This window comes from Agriterribacter sp., from assembly GCF_035497235.1.
GTDB lineage: Bacteria > Bacteroidota > Bacteroidia > Chitinophagales > Chitinophagaceae > Agriterribacter.
Genome location: NZ_DATJEB010000032.1, coordinates 1 through 11,702 on the forward strand (window position 1 = coordinate 1; position 11,702 = coordinate 11,702).

Here is an 11,702-nt window from a genome sequence, read left to right on the forward strand (position 1 = left end):
AAAAATGTAGTACTGGATGCCACTTTTCATAAAGAGAATACAAGGAAAACCTTTGTTGAAGAAATGAAAGATAAGGGCGGGATTTCCTTTATTGAAATACAGGCTGATGAAAATACAATCAGGGAACGATTAAAAAGGCCCCGGCCATACAGCGATGCAGATTTTGAAGTGTACAAAATCATCAGCCAGCAAAATGAACCATTAGATGCGCCTCACCTGATATTAAAGTCAACGGATGACGATATAGATGAGATGTTACGGAAGGCTTCTGCATATTTGAAAATAAGAAATGACAAAAGAACAAATCAATAGTTTGTTATTAAATGGAAAATTTCCGGAAGAAACCGGCAAGCGGGAACTAATGGAAACACATATATCCTGGGTGATATTATGCGACCGGTTCGTGTATAAAATTAAAAAGCCGGTACACTATTCCTTTGTTGATTTTTCCACGCTGGCGCTTCGCCTGTATTATTGCAACAGGGAAATAGAGTTAAATAAAAGGCTTACCCAGAATGTGTATATTGAAGTGTTGCCTGTAAACAAATGGCGGAATAAAATTATTATAGGCGGGAACAAAGGAGCCATAATAGATTATGCCGTAAAAATGTACAGACTGGATACAAAAAAACGAATGGATAAGTTGTTGATTCAGCATGTTGTAACGGAACCTGATATAAAAAAACTGGCAGAGAAAATTGCTTTCTTTCATAATAAGACAACTATTATTTATCAAAAAAACTTATTGAATATCCGGGAAAAATTCAATGACCTGGAAGGTGAAAAAGAATATTTGTCCGAACAATTGGGTAGTTCATTCAGCACCATCATAGGTCGGGCTGTTGAATTTTCCAATGCATTTTTGAACAAGAATAAAGCATTGATAGCGAAAAGATTAAGAGATGGATTCTACAGGGATTGCCATGGCGATTTACATTCAAGGAATATATTCTTATTGCCGGATCCGGTGCCGTTTGATTGCATTGAATTCAATGACGATTTCCGGAAAATTGATGTATTAAACGAAGTGGCTTTTCTTTGTATGGATCTGGATGCATTTGACCGGAAGGATTTGTCAGCCTTGTTTCTTGAATATTATAATCATTTCTTCCCTGCGATGAAAACGGCAGGCAGACGTGAACTTTTTATTTATTACAAAAGCTATCGCGCCAATATACGGGCAAAAGTAAACGCCTTGCGGGCAAAAAGTGCAACAACGGATGAGGAAAGAACCAGATCATTGACTGCCGTAAAAAAATATCTTTACCTGATGGAAAGCTATATGAAAGAATTAGGAAAGGCATAAGCAGAAATAGGCGTTGATGAAATGTTTTTGCAGAAAATCATAGAATGATTTTGACAATAAATCAATGTTTCAACTGCTAAGTATTTTATGCTGAAAATCGTCAAAGGCTGATTGTAAGATGTGAAACCTTATTACAGAACTGGCAATATCTTTACCCAGATTTTCCATTTTAGTGTCAAATAATTTATCTATTTTCCCATTTTCAAACATTTTGCTGTACAGTAAATTATCCAAATCATTTACATCCCTTCTTAATAAATTAATTAACTCATCTTCTTTAATGAATTGGGTTTGAAAATCCTCTATTTCTTCAAGCGAATTTTGGTCATAGTTGCTTTTAAGGATGTCCGAAAGCCTGTTTTTCAGCAAAACATTTTCTTCCATCCTGGAGTTAAGCGACTGCTTCCAGGTTTCAATTTCAGTTTGAAATTGCCTTACATTTTTTTCCGGAATACCCCTATTATTTTTCAAAAGGTTTATTTTTACCTTAGATAAAGTTAGTAGCGAAAGAAAGGGGAAGCAGCGATTTTCATCAGCAATTACCATGACAATAATCAATCCTTTATTATTTAATAATAACACCCTAAAACAAATGCCTTTAATAAGGTACTCACTGAACAATCATTCATCCGGAATGAAGTCTGGCTATTTATTAAAAGCCCCGCCATTTCTACGGGGCGGGGCACTTAACTGCCATACCAATCTTTAGGGTCATTTAACGGCAATTTGTTTGCTGATCGCCATTTTTTTAGCCTCTTCCTTTTTAGGTAAAACAAGTTTTAAAACGCCATCCTGGTAATGTGCGTCAATTTTGTCTTTGTTTACTTCATCAGGCAGGGTGAAGCTGCGTTCAAAAGAGGAATAACTGTATTCCTGGCGGGTGTATTTTTCTTCTTTTTCTTCCTTCTCTTCTTCCTTTTCGCTGCTAATGGTAAGCATATTGCCTTCCACATCAATTTTGAAATCTTCCTTTTTTAATCCCGGCGCAGCCATAGATACCAGGTAATCATCTTTTCTGTCGGTAATATTCACGGCGGGCACATTCATCGTTCTTGATGGAAAGCCTCCGTCAAATAAATCCAGCAGGGGTTTGTTAAAAAAGTCTTCGAAAAAGGATGGCATTCTTTCGGTTCTTTTTGCCAATGTTCGCGTATTCATGATTATTTGCTTTTGATGTTAAGAAATATTGTTTATGCAGCAAAAATATACCAGCTCTTTTCCGAAACAGGTACCGATAATCAACAAAAACAATGAGAGAGATCAGTGGTTTCTGATGTATCAATTTTGAACACCGCATAAAGAAATAAGCGATTATTTACATTAGCCTGTCCAATGATATCGGTCATGTATTATACTATATTTCACCGGTAGTTTTGACTATTCTATCGAAATGAACCAGGTCACTGGGTTATAACCAGTATGGCCGATACCTTGATGATGGAAATAAAATATAAAGTTTAGCAGTATAAATGGTTGATGCTGCACCATCTTATGCTAAAAGAATAGGAACGGCTGAAAGTATTGCCTGAAAAGATTTAATAATACAATAAATCGTAATAGTAAATTTTATTTATATGAAACAAATATTAGTACCAACCGATTTCTCAACCTGTGCTAACAATGCAATTGATTTTGCTGTTCGGTCAGCTAAACTATTTCCAGTAGGAATTACCCTGCTCCATATATTTGAACAAAAAGGAAGTGTTTATTCCGATTATATGGGGGTAAACAAAGAATTTAATCAGGCTCTGCTCAATGATGCACGCAACAAATTAGCAGAACTCAAAAAGGCTATTGAAGAAACAGAAGAAGTAACAGTAAACACGCATGTGGCAGTAACCTCTGTAGTGGATGCTGTTCTTCAGGCAACAGAAGAGCTGAACATTGATTTGGTGGTAATGGGTACTTTAGGTGCAGGTGCAATTAAGGAAAAGCTGTGGGGCAGTAAAACTGCGGCTCTAATTGGTAAAACAAAAGTTCCCGTAATGGTTATTCCGTTTTTTTATACCTGGAAAAAGCCGGAAAATATATTACTATCCACCAACCATTTTGAAACGGAACCGGCTATTCTTGATTTTTTATTTGAAATGGCAGACCTGTATATGGCGCAGGTGCATGTGGCTGTGATGACAGATGAAGACGATGATAAAGCAGCCATCTTTCTGGAGCATACCCGTAAAACGCCGCAGTATGAAAAAATGCTGAAAGCGCAGTATAAGGAAGAAACATTGACGGCTACTCATCTTTATGGAAAAGAGTTTGAGGAGACTTTGCAGAAGCATATTGACGACAGGGAAATTGACATACTGGCAATGGTAACGTATCAACGTGGATTTGGAGACAGAATTTTCAATCCCAGTAAAACTAAACGTATGAGCTATCACACGAAAATCCCTTTGCTGGTTATTCCGGGAAAGCAGGAAAATATATTTTGATTATTACAGTGATCTTAAATTATAAAAAAATACATAAAACGGATATTAGTGCCAACCAACTTTTCGTCTTCCCTGCTGAAAACACATTTTGCTTTGCCGTTGATAGTGTACAATATTTAATTTAACAGCGTGGGCGTTGTTACAGTATCCACCAGTCCGGATATAATTGTAATATTATCTGCTTTACCTAAAGATGTTGAAAGGCAGCCAAAATAATGGATAAAGCCTATTACCCTACAGACACTGTTCTGTAGCGAAAACAGTGAGGACAATCAACAATACCTGTGACAGCCATCAACCGCTGCGCAAATGATTGAGAGTAGCTTCGATCTCTAAATCATTTTTTATGAACCCAGTATTGCAACCTCAGATACAAGAACTGATAGAAACAGCGCATTATCGCCCCGCCGTTTCCATATTCCTGCCATTTAAACCCGTTATGACCTCAAAAACAATGCTTTCTCACGTTATCAAAGCATCGATTGACCAGGTAGAGCGGCAACTGCTGCGGGATTACCCATCTGAAGTTGCGAAGCTCATTATGCATAAGTTGCATACACTTGTAAGCAACATCAATTATAATATCTATAAAAAAAGCATCGCCATTTATGTATCACCTGTTTTTGAAAAGATTTTATACCTCGATATCGAGATGGAGCATAAGATTGTAGTAGATGAAACATTTGAGATCAGGGATCTGCTGTATAACAAAAAACTGATGAAAAACTACCTTGTTTTGCTACTGAGCGGAACAAACGGGAAGATTTATCTTGGTGAAAACAACAGGTTGACACTTATTGTATCACCGCCGTTGAAGCCCGCATATATATACAGAAACGATCTTCCGGAACGTGTATCGAACTTCAGCGATATTTCGGAGCGTAAAAAAATCATCATGGAAAAATTCCTTCGGCATACCGATGCCTCACTCCGGATAATCATGGATGCTTATAAATTACCACTCTTCGTTATTGGTCCGGAAAGGGTGCTGGGACATTTTAAAAAAATCACCCATCATAAAGCCCATGTGATAGAATACCTGACAGGCAGCTATCATGAATTCTCTGTGAACGAACTGGAGAAACTATTGGAACCCCTGATTCACAATTGGGAAAAGGTAAAACAAACAGACCTGTTACACAAAATTAATGATGCCGCAGATAAACATAAACTGGTGGTGGGACCAGCGGAAATCTGGAAAGAGGCTATGTGCGGTAAAGGGAAGCTTTTAATTGTAGAAAAGAATTATTTTGTTAGCGCTGAAAGACAAAATGAGCTTCGAATCATTCCGCTCCCTCCTCACCCGTACAGTAAGTTTTCAAATATACATGATGCCATTGATGATATAATCGAAAAAATATTACTGAATAGTGGGGACGTGGAATTTGTAGAAGATGGAATGCTTCCCGAATATGGGGGCGCCGTGCTGATTAAACATTATTAGTACCCTATTGTTATACATAAACATAACGCGGAGTTTGTGGTATAAAGCATTTATCAAAGGCTGGCTTGCAGCTCATATCAACGTAAATGGTGGTTACCATTGCTATATGCCAGACGTGGATTGCAATAAGCACGCAGGCTCCGGCCGGTATTTCACATTGTTGGTTCAGGCGCTATCCTCTTCCCGGTAAGTATTGTACTACTGCCCGGAACAGGTTCTGGTTTTCGGGGCCCGGTTATTCTGTCAATTATTATCGCGGTTCTTTTAACTTAGAAAATACAAAAGTATGTATAGTAACACAAACGCCTTACGCACCAAACAGGACAATCTCTTTTTGTCGTTATCTTTTCTGCAGGCGGCAATGATTCTTACGGCTGTAATACTGAGCATGCTCCAGCCCTCAGTGTATAAGCTGGAATCCCGCAACTGGCAAATTCAGGCCATCGGGCAAGACCTCATAGACGGTATATTGGTTGTGCCTGCACTGGTCATATGTACGGTGTGTGTGCTCCGGAACAAGGCAAAAGCTTTTTATATTTGGGGTGGATTTCATTTGTACCTGTTGTATACCTTTATCATTTACGCCTTTAGCGTCCATTTCAACAGTTTGTTTTTATTGTATTGCGGCATCTTAGGGATATCTGTATATTCCTTGCTCTGGTATTTCAGCCGCCTGCTTCTACTCAACTCTCCCATACTGTTTCGCCCAACGTTTTCATCAAAAATAATTGCAGTTTACTTTATTATGGTGGGTTGCCTGTTTATACTGTTGTGGCTTTTTGAAATAGTGCCGGCAATTATAGCCGGAGGCCGACCCGGCTCTTTGGATAAAACGGCATTATTCACGAACCCCGTGCATGTGCTTGATATCTCTGTTGTGTTGCCATCTTTTATAATAGTAGCTGTACTATTATTACAGGGTCGCCGGATCGCTTTCCTGCTGGTGTCTTCATTACTAACGTTTATGCTATTGATGAGTATTACTATTATGTTCCTGACAGTTTTTACCGGATACCAGGAGCAACAGCATAACGCGGCCTTAGCGTCTAATATAGCGTTGTTTTCACTGATATGCTTTTTCTTATTAAGAAGGCATCTCGGGGAGTTAGTAAAAGCCACACCTGCCCATTCGGAATAGATAAATTGTTTTTACAACAAACCGAAGCTGTATAATGAACCTGCAAGCCATGCGGGCTTCTTGTCGTAATGGGTAGTGGTTACCTGCCGGTTACTGCCTGATGCCAGCCGGGCACTAAGCCGTGCAAATGCCTTACGATATTTCTGTCATCGGGATTCTCTGTGTTGTTTTTAATATCTTCTTCCCGCTGAGGAATACGCCACAATAAGGCACTAAATTTATCAATGGCTATTTCTATTGCATTGGTGCAGCTTATATACGCTACTTCCGGTGCTTTGCGGGATAATTTATTGATAAAAGAAGAAGCAGAAAATACCTGTGCGTCCAAAAACAAATTGCTCAACCTAAATTCAATTAACAGGTGTGGACGTAGGACATCGGGCTGTGGAAATAAAGCAGGATAATCCAATTCAACGGAAAAAAAATGGTTGCTGTCCCTTGCGACAATTTTATCATCCGCAATATCAAACCCTGTTCTTAAATGGGCAATAACTGCATTCTTAAAATCGGATAATATCTTCTTCTGTTGGCTTTTGCTTTTTTTTTCAAGCAGATTGGATTGTACCCTGAAATCAACATCTTCTGTAAATCTCTGAATGATATTATGAGCTTTGGATAAAGCCGTTCCACCCGAAAATATAATCTCAAAACCGGGATAAGAAAATTCGTAAACTTTGTTTAATATCTGTACCGCATACCAATCTTTCTCAACAAAAGCAGGGTTGATGTTCTTTATCAACCCTGCTTTTTCAAAAGGGGCTTTATCTTTAAATACGTTCATAATAAATTGAGGATTCCCTTTTTTATTTGCAATAAAGAGCGTTGTAACAGCAGAATTGTTAATTTCCGTTATATGTTTATCTATATGCAGGTAAGAATAAAGCGTTTCCCCGGCAGGGTAATTTCAAACTTATTGTTCTGTTCATTATTTAAAAATGTTTTTTGTAAGTATAAGATAGCAGGGATAGTATATTTTTTGTTTATACAGGCAAGTACAGTTGAGGCTCAGTTGAAATCTGCCAGACAAATAATCAGCCCGTACCGGAATGTATTTGTTAAGCCATCGGGCCAGGTACCCGCAACTGTTGCTGCTGATGCGCCTTTACTTGGAAATGGATATGTGGCAGCAACCATAGCCGGCCCGCCTGAGCAGCAAAATTATTACCTGGCAAGAAATGATTTCTGGCGTTTAAAATCAGGACTTAATGAATCTTTTCCCGCTGTGCTGGGCAAGCTGCAAATTAGCATACCTGCATTGAAAGCGGCTTCGTACCGTATTGAACAGGATATATACAATGCTGTTACTATTGCCTCCTTCAGCAAAGGTGATACTTCAGTCGGCATTCGTTCCATAATGGCTGCAACAAAAGACTGGTTAATCATTGAAGTGCATAACAATGGCCGCTCAACTGTTGCTGGTAGTGCAACGTTACTATTACCGGGTAACGATCAGTTTCATATCAACCCTCCGCTTGAAAATAAATTTCCTGATACAACTGCCAGCGGGCAAAATAAAAATGGCCTTCAGTGGATGCAACGTGGCTTTATAAAAGATGTTGATATTTCAACAATGGCAGCAGCCGCATGTAAAATCTTAAATCATCCGTCAAATCAATTTTCTGTTGCGCCTGGTCAAACAATTCGGATCATATGTGCCGTGTCAGGCAATTTTAAATCAGGCAATGGTTTATCGTTTGTTCAGCAACAGGTTCAACAGGCAACTGTAAACGAAATTGAAAAAACCAAACAACAGCACTTGCAATGGTGGCATCGTTTCTGGAACGAAAGCTATATAGATGTTGCCGATAGTGTTATTGAGCATCAGTATTATAAGTCGCAATACAATATGGCTTCGTGCAGCCGTGACCCCCGTTTTCCGCCGGGCATCTTTGGCAGTTGGGTTACAAAAGAAATACCGGCCTGGAATGGTGACTACCACCTCAATTATAATTACAGCGCGCCTTTTTATGCATTGTATTCATCCAATCATTTGCAGCAGGCACTGCCTTATGAAGCGCCGCTTCTTGCATTTATGCAGCGGGGAGCTTATTATGCAAAAAAGGTTACACAAATACCGGGCGCCGTTTTATATCCTGTTGGTATTGGTCCGTTGGGTATTGAAAGCACCCGTAAAAATGAGTTGATGATTCAACACGGAAGCGGATATATTAAAAGTGGTGAAGTTGAAGATGAAGGTTTGTTCTTCGGGCAAAAAAGCAATGCGGCTTATTGTGCGGTTAATTTCTCTATGCAGTTTTACCGGACATATGACGCTGTGTTTGCGAAACGTATATATCCTTATATGAGAGCTGTTGCTGTTTTCTGGCAGCACTATCTGAAAAAGGAAGGTAATCGTTATGTGATTGAGAACGATGCCATACATGAAGGCACTATCGGAACAAAGAATGCTATTCTTTCGTTAGGGCTTGTGCCAATGGTTTTACAAACTGCTATTGATATGAGTATATTGCTTGGTGTTGACCAGGAACTGCGAAGCGACTGGAAGGAGAAAAAAGAAAAGATAGCTGCTTTTCCTGTACAAATAAGAAATGGAAAAAAAAAAGTGTTCAGGTATAGTGAAGAAGGCACTGCATGGTGGAACGATAATACATTGGGCATACAGCATATTTACCCGGCAGGGCAAATTGGGCTGTGTAGCGACAGCAGCCTTTTGCAGATCGCCCGCAACACAATTGCTGAAATGCAGCGTTGGAAAGATTTTAACGGATCGAACAGTTTCTTTCCCGCAGCGGTTCGTGTTGGTTATAATCCGGATACGATCTTAGCAAAATTGCATGAATACAGTTTGCATACCTACTCCAACGGCTTCCAGCTGAACAATCCGCATGGAATTGAAAATTGCAGCACGGTACCTAATACCATTAATGAAATGCTGTGCATGTCCAATCAAAATGTATTGCGTGTATTTGAAGTATGGCCCAAAACGCAGGATGCTTCTTTTTCATCTGTCAGATGCGAAGGCGCTTTTTTAGTTTCCGCTGCTTTGCAAAACAGGGAAGTGCGGTTTGTGAAAATCCTGAGTGAGAAGGGCCGCATCTGCAACTTTCAAAATCCGTGGCCACAAAAGCAGGTGCTGGTGAAAAGCAATATGCGAAAAACAGAAAGACGAAGCGGTGAGCGCATTCAACTGCAAACAGTAGCAGGAGAGGAGTTGTTAATAACAAGTTTATAATAACAATTAAAGGAAACCACAGGCTTATGCATGTTGTCATTAGGTTATTCGTACAGGGGTTGCTTGCCGCCGTAGATAAGCCGGAAGTTGGTATTGGCGCTATTGATGCGCTGTTGCTTAACTTTGGTAAACGGGAGATTTGAGCCGGCGGGTTTTGTATCAGAATAAATCAAAAAGAAACAATGTTTGTATTTAAAAATTACTTTTGTCAAAGATGGCTGTTTAATGAAGCCGGGTAACATTGCTTATGTATGATGACAGAGAAACAAATCCTTTGCCAGGTTTCGGAGGGAAATGAAATTGCATTTCGGCAATTGTATGAGAAATACAAAGACCAGGTGTATTATATTTCCTTTAAATTCTTTAAATCTCAAAGCATTGCTGAAGATGTGTTACAGGAAGTGTTTCTTAAAATATGGATGCACAAAGAAAAACTCTCTGTAATTGATAGCTTCAGTGCATATTTAACTGTTATTCTCCGTAACCATATTTATAACAGGTTTCGTAAGCTGGCCAATGAAGAAGTGTTTATCCGTAAAGCTGCTGCTACCCAGGTTGAGCATCACAATTATACATTAGACAATGTTTTATTGAATGAATCCCGCAATTTGCTGACCAAAGCCATAGAAAAGCTTCCGCCACAACAAAAAAAGGCATTTGAACTAAGCCGTATCGAAGGCAAAAAGCACGAAGAAATTGCCCGCCTGATGAACATTTCCAAAGAAACGGTGAAGAAGCATGTTATGGAAGCTTCCCGAACACTTAAACGTATTTTTTACTTCAGGAATACAACCCTGCTATCCTGGTTTCTTTTACTGTTATTATTGTTGTCCTCAGAAAAGTAAAAAAATATTTAAACCAACTACCCCTCTTCATTCAGTCAGGTGTCAATAGTAAAGGAAGAACTGGCTTCTTCCTTTACTATTGTTAAGCCATTACTATAATGAATATAAGGTTACAGCTTTTATTAGAACGTTATCTGAGTAACAATTGCACCCCTTCCGAAGCGGAAGAATTAATGCAACTTGTTCTTGTTCACGAGAATGAACCTGCAATTAAAAACTTAATTGAGCAGTATATTGAAAAGCTGCGAGGTGAGCCTGAAGCAAAAGCATACCGGTTACCTGCTGTTCGCTCCCAAAAAATTTATGATGAAATCCTGATGTATCAAAAAAACGTTTCAACTATTGTGGAAATGCAGCCCCGGCAATCTTCCTATAAAAAGTGGATTTGGTCGGCCGCAGCCATTGTAATTATAGCCATAGGTATGTACAGTTATTTACAACCGGGTAACAATATCCCTGATGTTAAAGTAGCTCAGGCTGAAATAATAAAGGATATTAATCCTCCGGCAGGAACCCATGCAACAATACTTCTTGCCAATGGACAACGCATTGTTTTAGATAGTGTAAATGCAGGGGCAATAGCCATGCAGGGAAATATTCAAATCAAAAAAGCAGGCGCCGAGCAAATTGTATACAATGGTAAGCCGGGGGGAGAAATGCAGTACAATACACTAACTGTACCAAGAGGCGGCAAGGTAATAAATATTACTTTGTCTGACGGAAGCAGGATTTGGCTAAACTCTGCATCATCATTGCGTTATCCCGTTGCCTTTTATGATAATGAACGGAAAGTGGAGTTAACGGGTGAGGCTTATTTTGAAGTAGCAAAAGATCCGGCCAGGAAGTTTATTGTAACTCATAACAATGTGGCAACAGAAGTATTGGGAACGCATTTTAATATTAATAGTTACAGCGATGAACCGGATATAAAAATTACGTTGCTGGAAGGATCTGTGCGTATTGTTAAAAACAGTGAAAGCAAAGTATTGAAGCCCGGAGAACAGGCAAGGGTTTCATCGGATATAAAAATGGCTGATGATGTTGATTTGGAAGAGGTAATGGCCTGGAAGAATGGCTATTTTCAATTTGCAGGCGCCGGTATTGAAGATGTAATGCGCCAGGTGAGCAGGTGGTACGATGTAGAAGTGGCTTATGAAGGTAAACCCAAAGCGCAACATTTTCGCGGAGGTATTGCAAAGGATGTGGACGTTTCCAGCGTATTTAAAATGCTTGAAACAACCGGTGCCGTTCATTTCAGAATAGAAGGAAGGCGAATAATAGTAATGCCCTGAAAAAATTAAGGAGCATCCAAAAAAACAGGACCCCGGTGGGCGGAGTCCT

The 11,702-nt window shown here is 39.3% G+C and carries 11 protein-coding genes; 7 read left to right on the plus strand and 4 right to left on the minus strand.

Annotation, left to right across the window (positions count from 1 at the left end):
- On the plus strand, nt 1–312 hold a 312-nt coding region (locus tag VL121_RS08855), incomplete at its 5' end, for a P-loop nucleotide/nucleoside kinase family protein (RefSeq protein ID WP_414635407.1).
- Entirely contained in the window at nt 290–1,306 is a 1,017-nt protein-coding gene (locus tag VL121_RS08860; RefSeq protein ID WP_325404318.1) for a hypothetical protein, read from the plus strand. The genes VL121_RS08855 and VL121_RS08860, both read left to right, overlap by 23 nt.
- A gap of 69 nt (nt 1,307–1,375) precedes the next feature.
- On the opposite strand, the gene VL121_RS08865 is transcribed toward VL121_RS08860, so the two are convergent.
- Together VL121_RS08865 and VL121_RS08870 are read right to left on the minus strand one after the other, a co-directional pair.
- A complete protein-coding gene (locus tag VL121_RS08865) occupies nt 1,376–1,777 on the minus strand; it encodes a hypothetical protein (protein ID WP_325404320.1) in 402 nt (133 codons plus the stop codon).
- 240 nt (nt 1,778–2,017) lie between these two features.
- Entirely contained in the window at nt 2,018–2,464 is a 447-nt protein-coding gene (locus tag VL121_RS08870; RefSeq protein ID WP_325404322.1) for an Hsp20/alpha crystallin family protein, read from the minus strand.
- A gap of 416 nt (nt 2,465–2,880) precedes the next feature.
- On the opposite strand from VL121_RS08870, the gene VL121_RS08875 reads away from it, so the two are divergent.
- Both VL121_RS08875 and VL121_RS08880 read left to right on the plus strand, forming a co-directional pair.
- Nucleotides 2,881–3,741: a universal stress protein gene (locus VL121_RS08875; RefSeq protein ID WP_325404324.1), complete on the plus strand. Its 861-nt coding sequence runs from the start codon at nt 2,881–2,883 to the stop codon at nt 3,739–3,741.
- A gap of 346 nt (nt 3,742–4,087) precedes the next feature.
- Complete coding sequence (locus VL121_RS08880; RefSeq protein ID WP_325404326.1) at nt 4,088–5,185, plus strand: baeRF3 domain-containing protein; 1,098 nt, start codon at nt 4,088–4,090, stop codon at nt 5,183–5,185.
- A 735-nt stretch (nt 5,186–5,920) separates the two neighbouring features.
- Here the strand turns inward: VL121_RS08880 and VL121_RS21675 are convergent.
- Nucleotides 5,921–6,304 carry a hypothetical protein gene (locus VL121_RS21675; RefSeq protein WP_414635408.1) on the minus strand — a complete coding sequence of 128 codons (384 nt, stop codon included), beginning with the start codon at nt 6,302–6,304 and terminating at the stop codon, nt 5,921–5,923.
- A 98-nt stretch (nt 6,305–6,402) separates the two neighbouring features.
- Entirely contained in the window at nt 6,403–7,104 is a 702-nt protein-coding gene (locus VL121_RS08890) for a nucleotidyl transferase AbiEii/AbiGii toxin family protein (protein ID WP_325404330.1), read from the minus strand.
- A gap of 72 nt (nt 7,105–7,176) precedes the next feature.
- On the opposite strand from VL121_RS08890, the gene VL121_RS08895 reads away from it, so the two are divergent.
- From VL121_RS08895 to VL121_RS08905, 3 genes are all read left to right on the plus strand, one after another.
- Nucleotides 7,177–9,516, plus strand: a complete 2,340-nt coding sequence (locus tag VL121_RS08895) for a glycosyl hydrolase family 95 catalytic domain-containing protein (protein ID WP_325404332.1) — start codon at nt 7,177–7,179, stop codon at nt 9,514–9,516.
- Nucleotides 9,517–9,767: 251 nt separating this feature from the next.
- Nucleotides 9,768–10,361 (plus strand): RNA polymerase sigma factor, encoded by a 594-nt coding sequence (locus VL121_RS08900; RefSeq protein WP_325404334.1) that lies wholly within the window; start codon nt 9,768–9,770, stop codon nt 10,359–10,361.
- Between the two features lie 98 nt (nt 10,362–10,459).
- Nucleotides 10,460–11,653, plus strand: a complete 1,194-nt coding sequence (locus VL121_RS08905; RefSeq protein WP_325404336.1) for a FecR family protein — start codon at nt 10,460–10,462, stop codon at nt 11,651–11,653.
- The last annotated feature ends 49 nt before the right edge of the window (nt 11,654–11,702 follow it).